This is a genomic window from Paenibacillus sp. FSL P4-0184, assembly GCF_038004625.1.
Classification (GTDB): Bacteria; Bacillota; Bacilli; order Paenibacillales; family Paenibacillaceae; genus Paenibacillus_AQ.
Map to the genome: position 1 here is coordinate 499380 of NZ_JBBORN010000001.1, position 22674 is coordinate 522053.

The 22674-nt window shown below is 40.7% G+C and carries 21 protein-coding genes and 1 pseudogene; 6 read left to right on the top strand and 16 right to left on the bottom strand.

Features of this window, described 5'->3' with window-relative positions:
• Window positions 1–105 precede the first annotated feature (105 nt).
• The 4 genes from MKY52_RS02035 to MKY52_RS02050 all read right to left on the bottom strand — a co-directional run bounded on the left by MKY52_RS02035 (window position 106) and on the right by MKY52_RS02050 (window position 4468).
• Complete coding sequence (locus tag MKY52_RS02035; RefSeq protein ID WP_341049541.1) at window positions 106–1839, bottom strand: ABC transporter substrate-binding protein; 1734 nt, start codon at window positions 1837–1839, stop codon at window positions 106–108.
• A gap of 62 nt (window positions 1840–1901) precedes the next feature.
• Window positions 1902–2807 (bottom strand): carbohydrate ABC transporter permease, encoded by a 906-nt coding sequence (locus tag MKY52_RS02040; protein ID WP_341049542.1) that lies wholly within the window; start codon window positions 2805–2807, stop codon window positions 1902–1904.
• 12 nt (window positions 2808–2819) lie between these two features.
• Window positions 2820–3773: an ABC transporter permease gene (locus MKY52_RS02045; RefSeq protein ID WP_341049543.1), complete on the bottom strand. Its 954-nt coding sequence runs from the start codon at window positions 3771–3773 to the stop codon at window positions 2820–2822.
• 524 nt (window positions 3774–4297) lie between these two features.
• Complete coding sequence (locus tag MKY52_RS02050) at window positions 4298–4468, bottom strand: hypothetical protein (RefSeq protein ID WP_341049545.1); 171 nt, start codon at window positions 4466–4468, stop codon at window positions 4298–4300.
• A 77-nt stretch (window positions 4469–4545) separates the two neighbouring features.
• On the opposite strand from MKY52_RS02050, the gene MKY52_RS02055 reads away from it, so the two are divergent.
• The 3 genes from MKY52_RS02055 to MKY52_RS02065 all read left to right on the top strand — a co-directional run bounded on the left by MKY52_RS02055 (window position 4546) and on the right by MKY52_RS02065 (window position 6830).
• The gene (locus tag MKY52_RS02055; RefSeq protein WP_341049546.1) at window positions 4546–5448 is read left to right on the top strand and encodes a stalk domain-containing protein; all 903 of its coding nucleotides are present in this window, start codon (window positions 4546–4548) and stop codon (window positions 5446–5448) included.
• 88 nt (window positions 5449–5536) lie between these two features.
• Window positions 5537–6196: an RNA polymerase sigma factor gene (locus MKY52_RS02060; protein WP_341049547.1), complete on the top strand. Its 660-nt coding sequence runs from the start codon at window positions 5537–5539 to the stop codon at window positions 6194–6196.
• On the top strand, window positions 6186–6830 hold the full coding sequence (locus MKY52_RS02065) for a hypothetical protein (RefSeq protein WP_341049548.1): 645 nt from the start codon (window positions 6186–6188) through the stop codon (window positions 6828–6830). Before MKY52_RS02060 ends, MKY52_RS02065 begins: the two co-directional genes overlap by 11 nt.
• A 363-nt stretch (window positions 6831–7193) precedes the next feature.
• Here the strand turns inward: MKY52_RS02065 and MKY52_RS02070 are convergent, their stop codons facing one another.
• Window positions 7194–9053: a beta-1,3-glucanase family protein gene (locus MKY52_RS02070; protein WP_341049549.1), complete on the bottom strand. Its 1860-nt coding sequence runs from the start codon at window positions 9051–9053 to the stop codon at window positions 7194–7196.
• 664 nt (window positions 9054–9717) lie between these two features.
• On the opposite strand from MKY52_RS02070, the gene MKY52_RS30325 reads away from it, so the two are divergent.
• On the top strand, window positions 9718–10068 hold the full coding sequence (locus MKY52_RS30325) for an IS3 family transposase (protein WP_445671008.1): 351 nt from the start codon (window positions 9718–9720) through the stop codon (window positions 10066–10068).
• A gap of 79 nt (window positions 10069–10147) precedes the next feature.
• Here the strand turns inward: MKY52_RS30325 and MKY52_RS02075 are convergent, their stop codons facing one another.
• From MKY52_RS02075 to MKY52_RS02125, 10 genes are all read right to left on the bottom strand, one after another.
• Window positions 10148–10780: a carbohydrate-binding family 9-like protein gene (locus tag MKY52_RS02075; protein WP_341049550.1), complete on the bottom strand. Its 633-nt coding sequence runs from the start codon at window positions 10778–10780 to the stop codon at window positions 10148–10150.
• Between the two features lie 280 nt (window positions 10781–11060).
• On the bottom strand, window positions 11061–12083 hold the full coding sequence (locus MKY52_RS02085) for a Gfo/Idh/MocA family protein (protein WP_341049552.1): 1023 nt from the start codon (window positions 12081–12083) through the stop codon (window positions 11061–11063).
• A 750-nt stretch (window positions 12084–12833) separates the two neighbouring features.
• Entirely contained in the window at window positions 12834–13370 is a 537-nt protein-coding gene (sigK, locus tag MKY52_RS02090) for an RNA polymerase sporulation sigma factor SigK (protein WP_341049554.1), read from the bottom strand.
• A gap of 221 nt (window positions 13371–13591) precedes the next feature.
• Window positions 13592–13852 (bottom strand): hypothetical protein, encoded by a 261-nt coding sequence (locus tag MKY52_RS02095; RefSeq protein WP_341049557.1) that lies wholly within the window; start codon window positions 13850–13852, stop codon window positions 13592–13594.
• An 89-nt stretch (window positions 13853–13941) separates the two neighbouring features.
• Window positions 13942–14283, bottom strand: a complete 342-nt coding sequence (locus tag MKY52_RS02100; protein WP_341049560.1) for a hypothetical protein — start codon at window positions 14281–14283, stop codon at window positions 13942–13944.
• A gap of 87 nt (window positions 14284–14370) precedes the next feature.
• Window positions 14371–14742, bottom strand: a complete 372-nt coding sequence (locus tag MKY52_RS02105; protein ID WP_341049562.1) for a hypothetical protein — start codon at window positions 14740–14742, stop codon at window positions 14371–14373.
• A 365-nt stretch (window positions 14743–15107) separates the two neighbouring features.
• Complete coding sequence (locus tag MKY52_RS02110) at window positions 15108–15383, bottom strand: hypothetical protein (protein WP_042189381.1); 276 nt, start codon at window positions 15381–15383, stop codon at window positions 15108–15110.
• A gap of 326 nt (window positions 15384–15709) precedes the next feature.
• Complete coding sequence (locus MKY52_RS02115) at window positions 15710–17716, bottom strand: DUF5054 domain-containing protein (RefSeq protein WP_341049564.1); 2007 nt, start codon at window positions 17714–17716, stop codon at window positions 15710–15712.
• A 151-nt stretch (window positions 17717–17867) separates the two neighbouring features.
• Window positions 17868–19616: a class I mannose-6-phosphate isomerase gene (locus MKY52_RS02120; RefSeq protein WP_341049567.1), complete on the bottom strand. Its 1749-nt coding sequence runs from the start codon at window positions 19614–19616 to the stop codon at window positions 17868–17870.
• 4 nt (window positions 19617–19620) lie between these two features.
• Window positions 19621–20559 (bottom strand): ROK family protein, encoded by a 939-nt coding sequence (locus MKY52_RS02125; protein WP_341049568.1) that lies wholly within the window; start codon window positions 20557–20559, stop codon window positions 19621–19623.
• 219 nt (window positions 20560–20778) lie between these two features.
• On the opposite strand from MKY52_RS02125, the gene MKY52_RS02130 reads away from it, so the two are divergent.
• Window positions 20779–21717 carry an AraC family transcriptional regulator gene (locus tag MKY52_RS02130; protein WP_339801590.1) on the top strand — a complete coding sequence of 313 codons (939 nt, stop codon included), beginning with the start codon at window positions 20779–20781 and terminating at the stop codon, window positions 21715–21717.
• A 168-nt stretch (window positions 21718–21885) separates the two neighbouring features.
• Window positions 21886–22173, top strand: a complete 288-nt coding sequence (locus tag MKY52_RS02135; RefSeq protein WP_341049570.1) for a transposase — start codon at window positions 21886–21888, stop codon at window positions 22171–22173.
• 38 nt (window positions 22174–22211) lie between these two features.
• On the opposite strand, the pseudogene MKY52_RS02140 reads toward MKY52_RS02135, so the two are convergent.
• Window positions 22212–22478: pseudogene (locus MKY52_RS02140) on the bottom strand (sigma factor); the annotation flags it as partial.
• Window positions 22479–22674: the final 196 nt, after the last annotated feature.

Consider the following 22674-nt stretch of genomic DNA (forward strand, 5'->3'; position numbering starts at 1 on the left):
TAAAAGCATTATTAGTAACTTTTACAGCTAACGTTTATCGCGAATCATTTCTGTCTGTCTAAATTTAAGAGCCTGTATTTTATACAGGCTAATTTTAATGTTTAATTATTCATTCCAAAGCTTCACGCGTGCTTGAATCAGCTTCGTATATTCCTTCTCCATCTCTTTCACGCCTGCCTTCTCGATATCTTTCATATAAACATCCCAGATGGCGTCGAATTTTTCAGGTTTTGCAAGAATCGCTTCAGGTATACGCTTCCAGGTAATATCCTTCATTTTCTCAGCTAGCACACTGACTTTGGAGTCAGCTGGAGCAGAAATGTTCCATGCTACACCCCAAGGCTTAACCGGGAATTCAGATTCACCCGGGAATAACTCCTTCCAATTTTTGATGCCGTAGCCTGTTAACACTTCCTTCTCCACATCATTATAGGAAGCTTCAATTAGTTCCGGAAAGTTAGTAGTAATATAGTTGCCTGTGGAATCCTTTACGCCGTCGCCATAGTGCGGACCTATGTTATTATAAAAGCCTATACCTGTTTTTTTGGAGAAATTAATGGAATCGTTGATTTTTTGATCATTGATTTCTTGAGGAATTTTTCGCACACCGTTTTCTACAACGTAATGCATACCCTCAACACCCCAATAGGTAAGAACTTGGCCTTCCTCGGAGGCGAGATAATCAAGGAATTTAATGGCACGAACCGGATCTTTGCAAGTTTTAGAGATCGAAATACCGTAACCTGCCATGAAGCCAGTTGACTGGAAAGAATGATCTTTGAATTGTTCATTCAGGGTAACCGGATAATGACCGTAGGCATGATCGAATTTCCCCTCTGCCTTCAAGCTTCTCTCACCGTCACCATACTCCCAGTCTTGGTCGATCAAGCCCAATACGCTGCCTGATGCGATTTTCGCTTTATATTGGTCAAATTTTTGTATGAAGGACTCTCGATCCAGCAGACCAATATCGTTCATATGATTCAACCATCTGAAGTATTCTTTCTCTTCAGGACGTCTGAAGTGATACATTGCCTCATAGGTCTCAGGGTTGATATAATATTCTCCATCGTCCGGGGCACCGGTAGTAAAGAATGCAGGATTTGTAACAGAGATCAAAATTCTCCAGTCTTCCGCGAGCAGGGATAGACCGATGTTTTTCTCGCCTTTTTCATTGGTCGGATGCTTGTCGAGATAGGTTTTGATAGCGTTCTCGAAATCCTTAACTGTTCTGATCTTCGGGTATCCAAGCTCTTTCACGACACGATGCTGAAGCTCGAAACCGCCGGTTGCGCTAAACCCGATACCATCCACGCCTGCATAAGTTGGAAGTGAATAGATACTATTGTCTGTTTCACTATAACGCAGGCGCTTCATATATTTCCCGTATAGCTTTTTGATATTAGGGGCATGCTTCTCTATCAGATCGGTCAGGTCAAGGAGTGCATCTGCATCAACCATCTTGTTAATATCGTTTTTTGCACTGATCAAATCAGGATACTCGCCACTGACTGCGATAAGCGATACTTTTTGGGAAGGATCACCTACAGCAAATTCTGCATCCAGAGATACACCTGTTTTTTCTGTGATGACTTTCCCGATATCATCCCGCATGTCTACCCAGTTCGGATTTGGATCTTCTGCAAAAAAAGAGAAGGTGATCGGTTCAAGCTTCTCTGAACCTTGGTTGTCATTGCTTCCTTTGTCTGCTCCTTTGCTAGAATTGACGTTTGAATTATTGGCTTCTTCATTGTTATTGCCGCTGCAACCGATCATTGTGATTGTTAAAGATAGGACCAGTATTAGCGATAATATCATTTTACCTGTTTTCCCCTTCATCTGTACTGCCTCCCCTGAAAGATATTGTATATGTATAACAGGTAACCCTGTTGATACCGAAACTAGCTCTTCACTGCACCTAAGGTCATCCCCTTCACAAAGTACCTTTGCAGGAAGGGGTAGACGATCAGAATGGGTACAGTTACAACGATGGTGATGGCCATTTTGACAGATTCCGGTGAAATCCTATTCATTAGTTGTGACATGTTCGGATCATGAATATCATTGGAACCGATCTGCGTGCTTTGCAGCACCTTCATCAATTCGTATTGCAGAGTAGTTAGATGGCGCGCCGTGCTATTATAAAGAAACGTATCAAACCAGGAATTCCATTGACCTACTGCCAAAAAGAGAGCAACAGTAGCCAACACAGGCTTACAAAGAGGGAGGATCACTCTCCAGTAGATCGTAAAGTCATTGGCACCGTCCAGCTTGGCAGATTCCTGAAGTGCACTGGGCAGTCCGTCTATAAAAGATCGGATGATAAATACATTCCAAGCGCTTACCATACCGGGCAGTACATAAACCCAAAAGGAATTCATCATTCCAAGATGACGGATCAGGATAAAGCCCGGGATCAATCCGCCGGATACATACATTGTCATGACCAGAAAAGTCGAAACCAACTTTCTTGCCTGAAAATCGGACCGGCTAAGGACGAAAGCGAGCATGGATGAGCTCAGCAATCCTAGTAACGTACCAATAAAAGTTCTAAGCAATGAGATTTTAAATCCGGTAATCAATCCCTTGAAGGAGAAGATGGCATCGTAGTTTGCCCAAGTCCACTTTCTCGGCCAAAGGTATATCCCTCCCTTGACGGTATCCATAGAATCATTTAATGATATGGCCAGTACGTTTAGAAAAGGGTAAAGCGTAATGACAAACGCCAAAGTCATAAAGGAACAGTTAACGATGTCAAATATCTGATCGGACCTAGAAGCGTTAATAGCTCTGCTTTGTCTGTTCATATCCCTGCCCTCCTACATAATGCTTTCTTTCGATGTTCTTTTAAATATCGTGTTCGCTGTAAACAGTAGGATCACTGCAACTACAGAGTTGAATATATTAATGGCCGTACCAAAGGAATAACGCCCAAGCTGTAAACCGTAATTCAAGGCATAAAGGTCCAAGGTTTCGGCCTTATCAGCAACAATCGGATTGCTCAACAGGAACTGCTTTTCAAAACCGATATTAATCAAGTTTCCGATGGACATAATCAACAGAATGATGATTGTTGTCCGAATTCCCGGAAGCGTAATATGCCACATTTGTCGAATCCGGGCCGCCCCATCTACTCTGGCTGCTTCATACAGTTCCGGATCAATTCCCGTCATTGCAGCCAAGTAGATGATCGAATTCCAACCTGTCTCCTTCCAGACATCGGAAGCTGTCACAATTCCCCAAAACCAGTCTGCTTTCGCCAAAAACTGAATAGGTTCAGCAATAATATGCAGATTCATAAGTAGTCCGTTGATTCCGCCATCGATGGACATCATCTTGTTGATGATCCCAGCTACGACAACCCAGGATACGAAGTGGGGCAGGTACGATACGGTTTGCACAATACGCTTAAACATTTGACGGCGCAGTTCATTAAGCAAAAGGGCAAATAGGATAGGAATTGTAAATCCTGCGAATAACCCCATAAAGCTCATAGCCAGCGTGTTTTTGAGTGCCATGTAAAACCGTTCATCATGGAACAATTCCCTGAAGTTATCAAGCCCTACCCATTCCTGCTTCATGAAAGACTTACCCGGCCGATAGCGTTGGAATGCCATCGTCCAGCCCCAGATCGGGATATAGTTAAATACGAATACCCAAGCAACAAAAGGTATGGACATAAAATACAAATACTTTTGTTGAAAAAGAGTCCTCCAGAACTTACCCGATTTCCCCCGGGGTTTAAGTGGCTTCGCTGCTGTTAACGCTTCCATTTATATTGCCTCCTTTTCTCTGACTTCATGATAATCTCTTGAAATCGCTTATATAACCCAATAAAATAGTGTAATTAATCATGTGAAAACTATATTTATTATTTAAAGAATGCTAGCCTTAAGTTCCATTTTAAAATTGGAAATGTACTTATTAATACCAAAATCCATAGCTGCAGTGCTTTTATATCTTTTGGATACTTTGCAATATTTTTTGACTTATCCATGCTTCTTTAAATAAAAAAAGACCTCGTTTAGGGTCTCTTTATTGTTAACTTAAGCCTTAAATTTTTGATATTCTTTCAGGACGATCTTCATTTGTGACAACAATAAACTAGAAGAAGATATTTCATCTCCTGATGCAAATTGTTCTTGAGTTGCAGCTGAAATATCTTGTATTCCATATGAAGTATTTCAAATACTTTAGCTATATCTATACTCATAAAAAACTCAAAGTTATTAGTAATTATTACGATTTCCGAATTGATTATAAGTTTATTTGAAAATAATGTCAATCTCAATTCCGACTAATTAATGATACTTACGATATATCTAATCCAGAGACTTTGTTCGTCCTCAGAAGCAAATTGCGTAACAGTTTCGTACTTAAGTCCAATTCCTCTCCAGATTGTGGATGCGCTATATTCTGATGAACATAGTGGTAATGGCTGCTGCCCTGATAAATTTTCATCCTTCATGCAACATTTCCTCTATGCCAGTTGTTTACACAGTGTAGAACCAAATAAGCGGTTCAAGACGAGAGGAGAACTTAACTATGAATAAACTTTCTACAGCCATTATGGCCTGCACACTTGCGCTTACATTTCCGATGACGGGTCTTGCCGCTAATGCACCGAAGAACGGGCTGACTGCCACTCATCAGGAGTATCACATTACTGGGAATAAAATAGTGATAAAACTACAGCCGAAAGTGATCAATAATGTCACCATGGTGCCTGCTCGTGCAGTTTTTGAAGCCCTTGGCTTTACTGTCAAATGGGATGAAAAAAAGAAGGCATTCCATGCTGAAAACGGAGAGAGAGAAACTGATTTCGTTATTGGAACAGACAGTTTTTTTGCCTATAGCACTCATTCCCTTGGTATGACTGCACCCACTTCCCTTGGTACGGCTCCCGTTACAATCAGTGGCTCCGTTTATGTGCCTGTGGGACTGTTCCGTATTATACTCGGTAATGAAAATGCCGTCGTTGTAAAAGACGGTAGCATCAGTATTAATGGTGATAAAGTAAGCAAAGACGCCGACAAAAAGGGAACAGAGATTCCAAATCCCTATGTGAGCTATAATACTGTGGAGGATGCACGAAAGGCAATGGGTGTAGATTTTGCGGTTCCTTCATTGCTTCCGAAGAATTACAAGCAGGACGTTATTTCTATCATAAATGACACTGAGATTAAAATGGCACAGATTGTTTATCAGAATGGGGATAATAAACTGTATTATCGTGTATCGCAAAACTCCGGTGACATTAGCGGTGATTACAACGAGTATGAGACCACAAAAACTGTCGCCATAGGAGAGTTAAAGATTACACTGAAAGGAAATAAAGGACTTGTCTCCATAGCTTCTTGGGAATCAAATGGCTTCAACTATTGCTTGATGCCAGATAGTGCACTCTCCGTTGAAGAGTTACAAGCCATCATTAAAAGCATCATATAATTCCAGTTCTATGCAATTACAACAACCCGGAAATAGTTAATTTTCCGGGTCGCTTGTTTGTGATGATTTTAGAGAAAGTGAGGGTATAATGACGAATAATCCCGTCTTTCTACAACCGTCCTTTAAATACCTTTTCAGGATTAAAACAGGATTAAATTTTATCATTTATTTATGTCGTCTCTTTTTTGGCCAATATATTAACCTTAGTAGTGCAGCCAGCAATCAGCCAAGACTTAATTCTGATGCGATGCAGTCACAAGTCAGAGGCGCTAATATACTGCGAGTGGAGATTGCATTAAAAGCACATGGTGATGCTCTCTTGCGGTTATCCCATTCCTATCTTCATAATATATCTGATGCCGAGGATATCTTGCAGGAGACCTTACTCCAGATGCTACGGAAAGCGCCGGTTTTTGAATGCCTGGAGCACGAAAAGGCTTGGTTATTGAGGGTAGCCATCAACTTATGCAAAAATAAAATTAAATATAACCAGCGACGACGCTGGGAGGAATTGTCTGAATCACTCTCTTGTGAGATATCGGAGGATCTCTCCTTTGTGTGGGATACTGTCGGTTCGTTGCCAGTTAAGTATCGAGAAGTAATCCACCTATTTTATCAGGAGGATATGACTACCAAAAAGATAGCCAAGCTACTCGATAAGCAAGAGTCTACTGTTCGTTCCCTACTACACCGGGCTAGGGGCTATTTGAAAGATGAATTAAAAGAGGTGTATGATTTTGAAGAATAAGTATCGGCAGGTGCAGGAAATGATCTATGTTACACCAGATATGGAACAACGGGTTTTGGCTCATTTAGCCCAGGCAGAGCAAAGTATATCCGAGGCGAAAAAGCCCGTTATGCCCCATATTTCTCTTAAGTTTGTGATTTCCATTGCAGCCTGTTTAGCCCTTGTGGTTTGTTTTATGACGGTTAAGCCTTTTATAATGAAACCGGACACTCCTATACCACCTTTACTAACTACCTCACCCGTTATAGATTATGAGTGCCCGTCACAGCTGTCTGAAAATCTTCCCTTTCAGCTTTATATGCCTTCGAGTTTATCTAAAGATTATACTCTGGAATCCAGTTCGATTCTGTTTGAGAGAACCGCCCAGCTGATTTACTCAAGCAATACTGACAGAATTAAGTTCCAGATGACAGAAGGAGAGCTGGATGAGAGCGGAGATTTTACTGAATATAGACAAATCAAGACTGTTCCCTCAGACCATGGTAAATTGACCATTAAAGGAAACAACGACCTATTTTCTGTTGTATCATGGTCACAAAACGGTTTTTCCTTCTCAATTTCCACCAGTAAGCCCTTGTCACTAAAGACTATGGTTGGATTAGCTGAAAGCGTTGCTCCATACTCATCTCAATAATAAAAGAGGCAGGCACATAGTTGTGTTTGCCTCTTTTCAAATTTATCTATCTGAACAGCTAGTATCCTATCAGTGCCACTATTAATTCAAACAAAATCTCATTAGTTATAAAGAAAACAAAGACATGATTTCCATGCAGTTTCTAGCACAGTCTTAAATAAATGATTAAAGTCTTTGCAGTGGTATTACATGGGTTAAGTGTGTTATTTGGTTGAGTTCATTCGGCAAGGGTAGCCAGCGACGGATGACTTCTTGAATGAGCGGCGCATGGTAAACCAGCTATCCATGAGGGCGTAGGGTAGCACCCCACTGGCATCCATGGATTCATTCATCCAGAAAACCACCCGAAAGGGTGCTTATCTTTTACCAGGCTACAGTAACAACCATTGCTTTAGGACTTGGAGTATGAAGCGATGGGCTGAAGTCACGGACATCATCATAGCAAAAGCCGTAAGCCAACCGATCAATACTATGGTTATGCCAGAACTTCACAAATTCGTTGGAAGGTGCTGTTTTAAAGAAATAACTTTCATTTCCCCAGTTTGTTGGGTCAACCGTAAGCAGCAGGTGTCTGTTGATTGCCGCACACAGTTGGGCCTGGATCGCCAGTTCAACATCGGTAATCGACACAGGTTGGCCAGCACTTCTTCTGTCAAAGGCACCTTTGCCTTCCAATGCGTCAGGAGTTGTCGGTTTATCCACATAATATTGGTACGGTGTGAATCCACTGCCGTTATTGGCATCCTTTTTGAATACGAGCTTGTCGGTTCCCGGCACCACATGCCCGCTGTAGGTTACCAGATTGCCTCCGCCGACAGGGACGGAAAATACCAGTTCTTTACTGCGGTAAGTATTCCAGATGTCATTAATGTAGGCATCAAAAAAGTGCGTATTGTCTTCACCGTTCACTGGGTGTCCAAATGAGCCTTTACCCGGAGCCAGAATCCGGTATGGAGAGTTTGCCAAGGAAACGAACTTGTCGGATACCTCGTTCTTGTAGGCAGCGTAAATGGCAGCGCGAGATTCCGTTTCGCCGACAGTACGGTTGTAACCGTCGTGTCCGATCAATTGCATTTTTAGCGGGAACCCGAATTGATCCACTCTTGTTGTGTTGCCATGGAATCCGTTTGGACCCAAATTGAATTCGATAAAATCAAAATAAACCTTCTGGTTGGCGTCCGTTGGGGAGTTGATGTCCGGTCCCTGATATCCAAGGCCGACGATATTTCCGGCGCCATCCAGAGCGTCAACCGTACGGATTAATACAGGCTCACCATAGCTCAAATAGAGCCTTGCAGATTCGATATCCGGGATGGATACCCAGCTTGCGTCACTCAGCTTATGGAAGTAGTTGGTGTAATAATCATTCGTATTATTGCCGTCTTGGTTATTCTTGTAATAGGTATTGTCCGTTCGTTTCATTTCGACTAGGCTGCCGGTTGCTTCCACGTGAACGAATTTTCCCGTTTGATAGGATTTGCCGACAATCTGCCAGTAAACCTGGCTATCTGTGTATTGGCCTTTGCTGTCATTTTTAATCTGGATAGTCAAGCGGTTGCTTCCGACCGGCACATCCGGGCCTCCGCCCGTATTAATGCTGTATGCCGAAATCGCTGCTGGAGAGTCAAAATAACCCGTTTTCACGGCTATGGCCTTGAGGGTCTGGCTTTGCGATACTTGGATGGCTCCGGTGTATAGTGCGGACTGGCGGGTGGGTGCGCTGCCATCGGTGGTGTAATAAATGGCGGCATCAATTGGTACAGCAGAGATAGTAACATTCTGTGCTGAGGTGTAAGTGCCTGCACCTGGGCTGAACGTTGGAGCGGATAATGTTGCCGGATTTTCTCCTCCGCCTTGTCCGTAGGTGTAAGAAACCTGTGCTGTGTCGGTTGCTCCTCCGGTTGCTTCATTAAAATAGGTAAATGAGTATTTAATGACATCGTTTGCAGCTAATGTAACGGGAATTTTATATTCATAGTTGCCTGTAGCTGCATTTTTTTGCATGGAGATATTCTGCTGAACACCTGTTTGACCGCCGGATGTGATAGTGTAATGTACATCCAGGAATCTCAGCGTTAAGCTGGTCTGAAACCAAATTGTGCCTGTGGAGCCGGTCTCACTTATGCCAGCAGTGTAGTCACCCGCCGCATTCACCTTCGTACCCACCAGCGGCAAAATAGCCAGCGCCAGCGTTAACCAAACTGTAAAGATTTTTTTTAACATAATTAGCCTCCGTTTCTTTTTGTTTCTTCTATTTTCACTTCACCATCAGCGAATCGCGTCCACTCCCGATGAATTCCCAGAAAATTTTATTCATTGGAATGAACGAAACAGAGTTTCGAGATTTCTTTGTGTTTGTTTCGCAAAGCTATTATATGCCGGGAAAATAGCCTTACTATACATTCATCTACATAAATCAATGATTTTTTACGAAAATTAACGAAACAGTTGATTTCCAATGCACTGAAGACGTATCAAGATTGAGCATTTGATCGAAGTCTAGACAGCGGGGATAAATCGTTATGTGAAGCGGTAACCCGTACTTGTAAAACTGTTGCACACCAAAAACTCTGCAGGTTTTATTTGAAGCGCTCCCCTTAAAATAGACATTGGAAAAACCATGGGTAAACGTGAAGTAATTCTAGGATGTACATTTTTTATGCCAACAAAGAAAGGAGAAAGTATCGGATCAAAGGGCTACCTCATTTGAGGATAGACGTAGAGATGCACACAGGGTTGAAACCGAGCATGAACGAGAAATGCGTCGTTTGAAATTGGAGGTAAATATCCTGAAAAAGTGGTTAAAATCTTGAATCGGGAGGGTTGAAGAAGAGATATGTCGTCATCGGCGAGCTTAAGCACAAGTAAACCATAAGCCTATGCCTATCTGAAACGCAAGGATAAGGATACTGACGGACGTAAGATCAAAGCCATTTATGAGCACCGTAACAGCACCGTAGGATACCGCCTTATACAGGATGAGTTGTACCTTCAATATCGTCTTGTTGTGAATCACAAAAAGGTATTACGACTCATGCGGGACCTCGGTATTAAAGCGACTATACGCCGTAAATATGTTCACAGAACAAGCTGTGAGGCGGCAGTCTCGGATGGAAGGATCGCTGAAAATCTGTTGAAACGAGACTCGTGTTCCACAAATCGTAGTTGTAGTTTGTATCTTGAAACTCTAAACCTATGTATAATTTTACATGATATCAATCTTTTTCTATTTGAATAATTTTCCTAAAAAATATAAAAAAACCTCCAACCCCGTATATGCGGCTTCGGAAGTTATTCATTGACGCTGCATTTCGCAGTTACTCTAAGTACAGAATCCCAAAATCACAGCTTCTATGAAAATCTGGTTTGTTCGAATGAACTTTGCTCCATGTTCCAAAATGCGGATAGGTCGTATCATCGCCGCACTTGTAAAAGTTACCTCTTATCCTTTTTCCCGGTACTGCCCGAAAATCCGAAAAATAAGATTGTACCCAAGCCCATGAGATCGAAAAGCTTAATTCCCAATACACTTCTCCTTTATCATTGATTTGATCCGTGGTGCATAGGACGTGGAAAAGTGCCGGATTGATAGTGATTGGGAAGCGATCATACCGATCCGCTCCTATCTGCAAGAGAATTGCGCCATTCGCATTAAATTCGAAATTCATATAGCGCTGGTCCGAATCAGGAGTAGGCTGAAAAAAGAACTCGATGCAGCTATCCTTATACACGGGATCATTCATGTTTCTATATGTTCGTATTGGATTCTTTTCGTAAACCTTAAACTGAAGCTTCAGATCCTCCTGACTGTAATTTAATCTTGCTGTAACGACCGGGTTATACCCTTTAAGCCATTGATACTGCTTGATGATCTGGACTTCTTCTGTATCTGAACCATCCGTCTGATTTGTCAGGCGGGAAATTACTAAGGTTTCCAATTTTCTTTCCATGGTTCGTTCCCTTCTGTTCGGAATCCCACTGGGGCTAACACAATACGCAGTCTCGATCCCCTCGCCCAATTGAACCTCATGGAATATAATACCGATCTTATAATATCTGTGATCGTTGATGATCCAGCGGTTGGTATCCGACGGCACCGTCCACATCCCTCGGATCGACCGGCTGATGTCGGATGCCGGCCTTCACATGGATGTGGACGATATAGTCCTTCAGCAGGTGTATACCATACACCGGGTCATCCCCTGTTACCATCACCATGTTGGTCCACACTTATTTCGCGCAAGGTAACGTAATTCCTTCATGGATCGCCCGGTCGGCCAGGAGAGCGATATCCATCGCCCGGCATGCATCCTCCATTGTCGGTATAGCGGGCAAGTTGTTCTCCAGCATGGACAGGAAATAGTCCAGTTGGGCACCCGTAGGCTTCACGGAGAAGTCCATATTGATCATCCGGACCGTTCCTTTCCGGTAGTCTTCGACCTCGACCAGATTTCCCAGATGCTGATCCTCTCGCGGTCGATCATTCTTGTAGATGATGCGGATCCGGCCTGCCGGTCCGATGAATTCCTTCCGGTTATCAGTCGGAAGCCCCTTACCCCACCCCGTCTCAAAGTAGCCGATGGAGCCGTCCGACAAACGGAGGGTCATGAGACCGTAATTGTAAGTGTACGGCGGGACTTCTTCATAGAGACGCTGCCCTATCCCGTTGACGCTTACCACTTCCGCCCCTGTAGCCCAACGCATCACATCGATATAATGGACGCCGCAATCCACGATCGGCGAGACGTCCCGGAGCAGGGACAATTGGGAAGCCCAATTTTTGGAGGGCTTCAATTGGGATAACCGGATGACCAAGGGGAAGCCGATAGCGCCCTCCCGGATCATCTTCATAACCGCCTGGTACGTGGTGTTATGGCGAAGGATGTGACCGATCAGGACCTTGGTTTTGGCTCCACGGGCAAGCTTCATGAATTCCTGCGTTTCCCGTGCATTACCCGCCATCGGCTTCTCGCATAGGATATGCTTCCCTGCAGCGAGACAATCTTTTGCGATCTCCAGATGGGAGGACGGGTACGTGGCGATAATGACCAGATCCACATCGTCACGCTCGATCAAGACCCGGTAATCCGTGCTCCAACACTCAGCTCCGTATTGGCTTGCCACTAAGGAGGCCCTGTCCCGGTTCCAATCCGCCACGCCGATCAACCGGACCCGCTCCTGTCGTGATATCGCGTCCAAGTGGAGAGAGCCCATATAACCGCAGCCTATCACGACCGCCCCGTACCTTTTCATGATGCATCCATCCTATCCTTCTCACTCGCGGAGGTTATTTTATGTTAATCCAAGCTCCTTGTTGGGAGAAACCGAAGTCTCCCTACTGCGTCTAGTCTTCTAGGGCATTGATGACTTACCATTCTTCATGCATATCCTTCTCTTACATTTGTATTATACCGAATTACTACAGAATAACTTTTATCTAGTTATGATGCCTTGTTACCTTTATTATATAAGAATGATGGATAGTTTTATTTAGCTAAGAAAGTTACTTTTTGCACTATTCCGTTATTCCGTCTAATACTATGTATGGGAACTGTCCCGCTATGCCCCCTGTCCAACCATTACGCGCAGTTCCAGACGGTCGCGCCTCGCTTGTTCCCGGGAAGGAGGCTGTACAATTTTTCGAGCTGCTCTATGTATGCCATTGCGTTGGAGGAGCGAACCTACACGGTGTTCCCCAGGCAGCTTATCGTTCTGCTTTCCGGCGTCTACCACCGGATGGCAAAAGAGGCTGATCCGACCACCAAACTGATCGGGATCACGGTGAATTGCAGTAGGTATAAGCGCAGAACTTAAAATCTTGCGGTATGTGAGTACCGTACGGGTTCGCCCCCCCCGCCCTCAGCAGCTAAAAAGATAATTTTCTGAATATGTTTTTATATGTTCATTTAGCCCAACTACTTGAATTAACAAAAAAGCAACTCCCCTGTTGGCAAGTCGCTTTTAACACAGTCTATAGTGAATCATTAGCTATTATCTAAGATCCTACCGCTTTGCCTTATAAAACTCATGATACAGCTTCATGAGTGCCCTCTTCTCTATCCGCGAAACATAACTCCGCGAGATCCCTAACTCCTTGACAATCTCCCGCTGCGTCCGCTCTTCCCCACCTGTGTCCAGCCCAAACCGACCCACTACAACTTCTTTTTCTCGGTCATCCAAAATATCGAGATTTCGATAAATCTTGCTCTTCTCAATCTTCAGATCGACCTCTTTAAAGACATCATCAGCCTCGGAGCCAAGGATATCGATCAGCGTGATTTCATTCCCTTCCTTGTCTGTCCCAATTGGATCGTGCAGAGATACGTCTTTCCGTGTTTTCTTCAAGGATCTAAGGTGCATAAGGATTTCATTTTCAATACAACGAGCCGCAAATGTGGCCAGTTTTGTCCCTTTGTTAGGGCGATAGCTCTCGATGGCTTTGATCAAGCCAATGGTGCCGATGGAGATCAGATCCTCCATGTCTTCTCCGGTGTTATCAAATTTCTTGAGGTTATGGACACGATACGATGTAAAAAACATACCAAATACGATCGTTCCCAATTTTCCAGGAACACAAACATCGGTGCAATTGTCTCATTCATACGTTAAGTTCCTATTCGTTTTTTCTCAATTTCATCTGTGCTATATTCTTGGACAATTTGTCCTTCAGCTTAGCAATATCCTGCGTAAGATTCATCATTTATATAAACGCTTCTTTTTATCTTATAGCTTAGTAAAGAACAGCAAAGTGCAATTTGTGTTCACTCAAGTCTGGATGCATTATTTAATATATATTTCCATAACCAAAATCCCCATTTTTTTAAACCCATATAACCATAGATGAGGATAAGGGAAGCAACAGCCAATATAACCCTAAATATTTGTTCTGGAAATTTTGGTAAACCAAACCTATAGGCTATGCCAAATCCATCTGCATTAAAGAATATTGCTGTGAAAATTAATACTAATGCACCAATTATGTAAAAACAACTAATTAAAGTCACTCCTAAAGGTCTTTTCACTTTTTTACCTCCTCTATTCAGATTTCATTTAAGCCCTTGTTCCGCAATCCTGCCCGTTAGTTGAATAAAGGTAGCCGATCGTGTTTGAGCTAACGTTCCTCGTTAGCTTCACAATCCATCCACGTGTTCCTCAGCCGCCGAATGAATATCTCAGGTTCATTTGGGTCAAACGCCTCAATCCCGTCGTCTTTCATAAGCTGTCTTTTAATCAAATCGTCAATGAGCAGATCGGTTACATCGTGATAATCGTCCAATACATTTTCCTCTTCAATAAAACTAATTTGATCGCCTATATTACTTAAAAGGTACCAGGTCGTCATAGCTCCTGTTACGGGATTTCCGGTTAATTCCTTTGCTTTACTTGCTGGGAGATGGGCAAAGCTTATTATTTCTCCTTTGCTTTTATTGACTAAAATATATCCTTGTCCCATTTAAAATATCTCCTCATTTTCTTAGTTCACTGAACTAACGTGTCCCGTTAGCTTAACCAAACGTCGAACCTTAATCATCGCTTGTTTCTATACAAGAGTCCCAAACAAATAAACTGCAAATACAGTAATACTAAGAACCAACATAACTCCTCCCACCCTATAACAGAAAGTAGTTCCAAAATTATTTGGATATTTTTTCGAAATTATCACTGCTGGTAACCAAAATACGATAGCAGCCATAAATGGAATGTGATACCCCTCGGTTTCATTCGTATATATATTCCAATTGAATAAATTAAAAAGATAATGGCTCAACATGAAGTCGTTTTGAAATTTAAAATTAAATAAAAAACCTAAAATAAGAACAACTATTGCAAATGACCCAGTACCAAATGATCTTTTTATTGTCACTTCATTTCGCTCCCCTGCAAATTGTTGCCCCTTGGCTACAATTCTCATAGAGTTGGTTTTCCAATTATATCCTATACGTAGGAACAGTAAATTTGTTGCGTTATCCTGCCCGTTAGCTGAACAAAGGCAGCCGATCCACTGATCGATTGCCTTTGTGTCGGTATTGAGCTATCGTGTCCCGTTAGTTTAAGAAGAACCGTAAACATTTCACTATTCCTTTACTTCGGTTAATTTCAATAAAACGCCCTTTTAACTAACCTGCCCATTAGCTTAAAGCCATTACCGCAAAGGTACCATCGACAGCAATATTACTACTCCTGTTTAATTTTTGATAATATATCATAAAAAGACTATCGAACGGACTTGTCGATAGTCTTCTTTGGGCTATTATTTGAATGGACGCATTGTTGCAGCTATTCCTTTAGGGCATCCACATATTGCTTCGCTTCTAATAGTGACAAACCAAGCACTTCTCTCGCTTTTTTAACAGCTGCTACTTCCTTGCCGTTACGTACGAGCTGGAGAACCTCATTTTGAACAAGATGTGGGGGCAGACCTTCAGACTTGGCAATTTGGTCAACGTTTACCTGCATTGTTTTGATACGAGCTTCCATGGCACTTACTTTGTTATACACAGTTAAACATACAACTAAGGACACAAGTGATATCGTAATTGATAGGTATTCCATTTGCGACACTCCCTTCTATCTCTTCTTTTATTCTAAATGAAGATGTCTGGTTAAACAAATTGATGTCGTGTCCTATTGAACTATCCTGCCCGTTAGCTGAACAAAGGCAGCCGATCCACTGATCGATTGCCTTTGTGTCGTTATTGAGCTATCGTGTCCCGTTAGCGTGATGATGACCTAGCCTGAGAATACTTTATCAAACACATCTTGAAGGAATATCGCTTAAACGGTCTAAATGCACCTGAAAAACAGCCTAGATAAGAGAATAAACTGTTTTTTTTGATGAAGAGGCATCGGCGTATGCCCATTATGTTCGCAGGAAATTGTTATCCCAACACTAACTCAAAACGAGCAAAAATATCTTCTTCATACCACATCGTGAAATTAGTTCCCCATGTTGTGTTCAATAGTGTAAACGTAAATTTATTGTTGTCTTGATGGTATTTGTTGTTATAACTTAGATTGTTATTTGTTCCGATTCCCAAAAGAGGGGCATCCATAGGTTTAATATTGATTTTTTTATCGCTGCCATCGTAAATTAACTCTTCAATCATGTGTTGCAACTTATTTCCGTGACCTACCACTTCAAAAGGTGAAATAACGGTATCAATTTTACGAATCTTAGTTAAGTACGGCGAATTCAAACGTGGTGTAATGTCAAAAGAATAAATTTCTGGATAACGAATTGCATCTTTATCCTTTAATAATAGTGCAATTTCAACTTTATCTCCAAATTGATATTTAACCTTTACAACTCTTGGAGCACCATACTCCTCCACAGCTCTTTGGCTATACTTTAAAGTTGCAATAATCGAATCATTTTCCATAACTAATTTCACAACATGTGGTGTGAAATTTTCATTCAATTGAATTCGTTTTTGAATTTCCATTCCTGGCTTTAAGAAGTCAATTGCCCACCAATTATGTTGTAATTCACGCAAATAATTGTAACGTAGGTTATCATAGTCATTTTGCCCAGCAATTGTATAGTTCAGAACCCCGAGTTTGTTGTCCTGATCAAAGTAAAGTGTTCCATCCTTTTCTAAGTGGTTAATTGAACCATCGCTAGCAAACATAACTTGATACCCGTTTACCGAAATCAATTCTTCCAAACCACATTCAATACCTTGGTTTTCAAAGATATGATATGGAACTTCGATAAGTTTTTTAATGTTATTTTGATCTTTAGGCTCCAAACAAGCTATTGCACGATCAACGTTCTTGCGTTGTTCTTTCCATGAAGACTCATAAAATTTGTACGAACGATCAGTCCACTCATTATAAGTGAATTGCATTTCGCCAACAGTTTCATCTTTAACAATTCCATAAGCGTAGGTTAAATCAAGATCCGTAATTTGGTCTAAACTACGCGCTCGTTGGAAGTCTTTCTTTTCATAATTCATATAGTCACTGAAATAGCGTTTGATATCCATTCCCCAAGTATGCTCTGGAACTAACATCGCATAGAAATTAGCATCATCATTTTCTATTTTGTTATCAAACATGTAATTAGTTAAAATCCGATAATCACGAATGATTTTCGGATCAGACATCATTCCATGAATCCATGTGTCCCCAATCTCCTCTGTAATAACTGGCAGTTGGTCACGTACTTCCCAAATTTCATTTGCAAACTGATCCATTGAAGTCAATTCAAGCTCATAGTCTGGATACTCATTCGCCATTTTTGACAAAAAGACGTTAATTTTCTCTTTTGTTCCTGGACCACTATTATCATGAGTATGCATAAACGCCAGCTTGTTATCTATGCAATCAATTCCGATTACGCCACCATAGTCGTCTGAATAAGAGACAATTATCTCACTTTCGCCATTCTTCCATAGAAATGTATCTGGAACTTCTGGAATTGAGCTCGAGCCATTTACACCAATGTGTAGGAATTTAATTCCTTGACGATATAACTCATCAACAATCCCGATAGTATGTCCTGGGACGTCAGTCATCTTTGCGCTTGTTGTTTTGTATCCATAACGAGCATCTAACTTCTTTGAGATTGAAGTCATGTAATGTAAAGTTTGAGGTGTCATAGTTTCAGATTCAAACGTACACGGGATTGCGTGCCAGCGAATGTAACCTTTCTTTATGGCGTCGTCTAGCTTTTTACAAGCTTCTTCATCCATGTTTTTGAAGTAATATTCAATAATAAAGCTACCTGTTGTCCAAACAAAGTCTTTGCCCTCTTTTCTTAAGTCTTCAGCTAAAGTGATTGCGTTTTGAATGTAATCATGGCAATACTTGTGCAAGACATTTTCCGCTAAATCGGTAAAACCAATGTCAAAATGAGTTTTGTTTACCACATAGATTTTTTTCATTTCTATAATCACGCCTTTCTTAGTCATAATACGTCGTGAAATAATTGATTTCAGGCTTTTACTCCACTTTTGTTTCTACAAGGTTCGGCCATTCCAATTCGGACTCTGAATCATGATCTCTCATAAACTTCAGCTTTAATCGAAAATTCCGCTATGTTCTAACATAGGCCTTGATTGTCCCCATTTCTTTTCCTACGCTATTACCATGAGGGCGTATCGAATAGCTGCCAACCATTGCAGGAATGATAAATGTTTCAGCATAATGAACTACAAATGGCTCAAAGGCATTTGTAGGGCTTTCGACTATAGCTTCCTCCCCCTCTATTAGATTGAGAACATTGACACCGCCATCAGTGTTATGGATGACTGGTCCTGAGAACCAATGTCTTCTAGTTTCAATAAACTGCCTGTCGTGTAAGCCTGTCTTTTCTTCGATCCATCCATCGCCTTCACCCATTTGTTCTAGACAATTGATTATATTTTCACTGACCCACTTCTCGTCTCTTTCCCATTGAATAGAATTGATTCCGTGTTCAAGATGGACAGGTCTTGGTACCCCATCCATCCCCAACCGTCCCCAATCCCATAATTTAAACGTGAAGTAATTGGGTGTTGCACTTATTTCTAATACCAAAGAATCTTTACCCTGCGAATGAATAGTACCTGCTGGTATTAAAAAATGGTCATGCTTTTTAGCTGGAAATTGATTAATATACTTTTGGTCGTCAAATTTACTACCTTCATCATATGATTGTTTTAAATCTTGAATCATTTCATTGGAATTTATATCATCCTTGACACCCAAATAAACGATAGCATCTTCTTTTGCATCAACGATGTAATAGCTTTCATCTTGCGTATAATGCACCCCAAACGTTTGTTGCGCATAATCAACCAATGGATGAACCTGTAAACTAAGATTTCCGCCCCCAAAAGTATCTAAAAAGTTAAATCGAATCGGGAACTCCGCGCCAAAACGTCCATATACCTTTTCACCCAAAAGATCAACTGGATGTCTAAAAACAGCATTAATAGCTGGGACTTCAATTTTTACGTCCCCGTATCTTAAAAAAAGACTATTTTCTTCTGGTACACCATTAAAGCTCCAAGCATAGTTTTCAACTGACGGATCAAGACCAAGCTTTTCTTTCATCCATTGCCCTCCCCATACTCCAGGGGCAAAGTAAGGAATCACTCTAAAAGGCTGGCTGACTGTTTGCTTTAATCCAGCTAAGTAGGTTGCCCCCTCTACCAGCTTTGGTTCATTGCTGCAGTTCGTATCTAATAGATAATCTATTTTTTCAAACAACTTCCTTTTATGTCTGTCCGCAACTGGCCATTCAAAGAAATAGCCTCTTTTAATCTTTCTAACCGCATCCTCATTATGGTTGTCTGCTCTCCAATTTGAAATTTCATTATTACTATATCTTTTCTGGATTTCCCACCTTGCCAAATCAGCATATATGAGAATATCAGGATCACATACAAGAGTAGCACCAGAACCATAAATAATGATTAAACCGCTATCAATGTTACTAATAGCACTTCTAGCCTCTTCCAAACGTTCATCATCTAAAAAATCCCCAAAATTATGAAGCGATATCTTCCCAAATACTCTATCCGTTGTTAGATGAAATTTAATCATATCCGTTACTTTATCGCTAGAATAATATAAATCATCTGCAAAAATTGTATAGGCAGGTTCCATTACTGAAACAAGATTAGCTTTTAGTTCTTCCATTCTTACGCCAGGATAACAATCGACGGTAACGATAGTCTTTTGCTTTCCTAGTCTGATTATTGCCCGATTAAGCTCATTCTTAATGTTTCCGTAATCTTGCCAAGCATGATCATTTGAATTGGATACTAGTATCTCTGGGTACATATTAAAATTAGCCATTATTTTATTCCTTCCTTCTAATAGATTGCTTTAATAGATTTGCTACACCTTTAAATGTACTCAGTGAGGTTTCTTCAGAACATTCAATGTTTACCGTTTTGTTCTCAAGCGTTTCATAAACCCCATTCATAAACAAATCTTTACTTTTTGTAATTTGACCGCCAAGAATGATCGCATCTGGTTTAAAACTTTTTATATATGGATTTAAAGCTTTTCCTATATATTCTCCAAACATTCGGAATGCCATCTTTGCCCTCTGGTCTTCATTTTTGCCCATAGCGGCTAATGTTTCCACTTCGTTGTCTGATGTACTAAGGCCTAATTCATTTGCCAGTTTTAAGATACCTCTTTTAGAAATATAGTCATCGACTATGGATTGCTTAAATGGTTGATTATAGATCCATCCATTTTCCGGTATATCTTGTCTGTTTTTTACCAATTTTCCATTTTCCATAAATGCCGATCCTGCCCCCGTACCAATCGTTAAAAAGATGGATTTGTTGTAACCTCCAGCCTTGCCGGATACATATTCTCCTAAAGCAAACAGGCTAGCATCATTATCAAAAACAATCTGAAAATCATTACTTGTCTTTGAATGAAAAGAACTTTCTTGTTTAAGACGATTCATTAATAGATCACGAAGGTTCACTTCGTATATCTCTTCAAATTTATCGATACCTTTGATGTAACTTATCCCGCTTTCATAATCAAATGGACCTGGAAATGCATAGCCAACTCCAGTTATTTCGAAGTCTTTATCCAAAATTCCATTTGTTTGCTGCTTAATGATGAACACCAAATGTTCAATGATACCTTCTTTAGTCTCTTTTGATTTCGAGGGGAAGATGGCATACGAGTTAGGAACTATTTCCCCATCGTCGTTTAAAACAGCTGATTTTATAAACAATCCTCCGACATCAAATGCGATCGAATATTTATTCATTACAACTCTTCACATCCCTTTTTGGCAAAATACCCTTTTTTTATTGGATCATTCAATATTTAATTTTAGTATAAATCTTGTTCTCTCCTTAATCTTTTGAGAAACCAGTCATATTTTTATAAAATCGAGACATTCGTGATACACTCGTGGAGAAATATGCTACTATCAAAGCGGGAACATTAATGTGGTTCATCATTATTTTGAAAGGGGAAGACAGCCATGGAATGGACTGATTTGTTTATAGATGGTTCAATTGCTCTTAATCAGGAATCTATTCAAGTCAATGGAAGTGATGTTTCCATTCTAATTCACTATTGGGGTGCTCAACCCGATCATTACAATAACAAGCCACATCAACATTCTTATTTTGAACTGTGTTATATTGTCAACGGTGAAGGTGAGTATATGGATGATGGACATTCATTTCATATAACGAGTGGGTCCCTTTTCCTTTCCCGCCCCTTCGTTAAACACCAAATTTTAAGCGAAACTGGATTGGAAATTATTTTTGTTGGATTTGAAATTATAAAAACAAAATCAACAAAGAAATTAATAGAACTTTTCACTAATCTAGAAAAAACGAAAAAATTCATTATTAATAATGCTAGCCAATCTCCCGTTGTAAAACTATGGACTTCGATCCTCGTTATGGCCTGTGATTTTTACCTATTGTTCAACGACTGCTTTCAAGGCTTATGTTCTTCTTTCTATTCAAGTATTGTTGGTTTATTTAATGAACAACAAATTAAATACAAAAAGAATAAAGAAATTCGTATTTATTCGTCCTTAGTATATCAAGCGAAGCTATACATCCATGACAACCTATCTCAATCATTGAAAATGAGCGATGTAGCGGATTTTATTCACATTTCAGAAAGACACTTATCACGTATTTTCCAGGATGAATTAGGCCAATCGTTTTCAAATTATATTAAAAGAGAGAGAATGAGAAAAGCCAGCATCCTCCTCTCAGATACCGACCTTACCCTCAAAGAAATTTCAGAAATGTCAGGTTTTAAAACAGTTCACTATTTTACCACTGTTTTTTCAGCAGAAATGGGAATGCCGCCTGGGGAGTTCAAGAGAAAGCTCAACCAACAAACGCTATTAGTACCAGAATATACTGAGACTTATTTACAGAGCGCTTCTATAAACTGATCAAGAATCTGAATAGCGTTTTTTTTGTTTTCAACCAGCAAATCAAAGCACTTTTGGGGTATACGTATTCGACTTGTTTTATATATTAATCTTATAAGAAAACCGACAAGTGGTAGTTTGCCCTTCAAGTAGACACTCAAAAAAAACTGATGTTATCATGAGGAACGAGTGAAACTTGGAGGGGTGTTAGGTATTGATGATTTTGCTATCCGGGAAGGTCATACCTGCAATACGGGGTTACATGATTTGCGTGGTGACTCTTTGCTGGACATCATTCTAGGCAGGACATCGAAAGAATTACTTGCTTATTATGAGAATCATCCTGCGATGGGTCTGCTTAATCCGGTTGCCGTGGTTATGGATTTAGCGCATTTTTCCCGCAGTAGGGGCAACTTGGAAGCACGATCATGGGAGTCACCTTCAGAAATATTGAATCGTTCGCTTCATTTGGAATGAGTTTACTTACACGAAACTATGGTAGACCTAAAAATAATTTCGGAGCCAAGGATATCTATGAGCGTGATTTCGTTACCCTCTTTGTCCGTTCCAATCGGATCGTGCAGGGTTACGTCTTTACGTGTTTTCTTGAGCGAACGCAGGTGCATCAGGATTTCGTTTTCGATACAACGGGCAGCAAAAGTGGCTAGCTTTGTCCCTTTGTTCGGGCGATAACTTTCGATAGCTTTAATCAGGCCGATGGTGCCGATGGAGATCAGATCCTCCATATCTTCCCCAGTATTATCGAATTTTTTGAGGTTATGGACACGATGTGATGTCAAAAAAATAAACCAATTACGATCGATTCTGATTCGAATTGGTTTACTTTTGCATATTATATTTAATTTGTAGTTTCCGATTGATTTCTTGTGTACATCCGGGTAACCCATTTAAATAACACTTTATCCCGCTTTTAACTGCTTCAAGAATAAACTCGCCTTCAGCTTTACTATTATCAAT

Coding starts and splice junctions, on each gene's coding strand:
- MKY52_RS02040 (WP_341049542.1), bottom strand. CDS start 2,807: ATGAACAGACAAAGCAGAGCTATTAACGCTTCTAGGTCCGATCAGATA.
- MKY52_RS02130 (WP_339801590.1), top strand. CDS start 20,779: ATGGAATGGACTGATTTGTTTATAGATGGTTCAATTGCTCTTAATCAG.
- MKY52_RS02075 (WP_341049550.1), bottom strand. CDS start 10,780: ATGGAAAGAAAATTGGAAACCTTAGTAATTTCCCGCCTGACAAATCAG.
- MKY52_RS02100 (WP_341049560.1), bottom strand. CDS start 14,283: ATGGGACAAGGATATATTTTAGTCAATAAAAGCAAAGGAGAAATAATA.
- MKY52_RS02070 (WP_341049549.1), bottom strand. CDS start 9,053: ATGTTAAAAAAAATCTTTACAGTTTGGTTAACGCTGGCGCTGGCTATT.
- MKY52_RS02055 (WP_341049546.1), top strand. CDS start 4,546: ATGAATAAACTTTCTACAGCCATTATGGCCTGCACACTTGCGCTTACA.
- MKY52_RS02035 (WP_341049541.1), bottom strand. CDS start 1,839: ATGAAGGGGAAAACAGGTAAAATGATATTATCGCTAATACTGGTCCTA.
- MKY52_RS02105 (WP_341049562.1), bottom strand. CDS start 14,742: ATGAGAATTGTAGCCAAGGGGCAACAATTTGCAGGGGAGCGAAATGAA.
- MKY52_RS02060 (WP_341049547.1), top strand. CDS start 5,537: ATGACGAATAATCCCGTCTTTCTACAACCGTCCTTTAAATACCTTTTC.
- MKY52_RS02050 (WP_341049545.1), bottom strand. CDS start 4,468: ATGAAGGATGAAAATTTATCAGGGCAGCAGCCATTACCACTATGTTCA.
- sigK (WP_341049554.1), bottom strand. CDS start 13,370: ATGTTTTTTACATCGTATCGTGTCCATAACCTCAAGAAATTTGATAAC.
- MKY52_RS02110 (WP_042189381.1), bottom strand. CDS start 15,383: ATGGAATACCTATCAATTACGATATCACTTGTGTCCTTAGTTGTATGT.
- MKY52_RS02085 (WP_341049552.1), bottom strand. CDS start 12,083: ATGAAAAGGTACGGGGCGGTCGTGATAGGCTGCGGTTATATGGGCTCT.
- MKY52_RS02115 (WP_341049564.1), bottom strand. CDS start 17,716: ATGAAAAAAATCTATGTGGTAAACAAAACTCATTTTGACATTGGTTTT.
- MKY52_RS02045 (WP_341049543.1), bottom strand. CDS start 3,773: ATGGAAGCGTTAACAGCAGCGAAGCCACTTAAACCCCGGGGGAAATCG.
- MKY52_RS02125 (WP_341049568.1), bottom strand. CDS start 20,559: ATGAATAAATATTCGATCGCATTTGATGTCGGAGGATTGTTTATAAAA.
- MKY52_RS02120 (WP_341049567.1), bottom strand. CDS start 19,616: ATGGCTAATTTTAATATGTACCCAGAGATACTAGTATCCAATTCAAAT.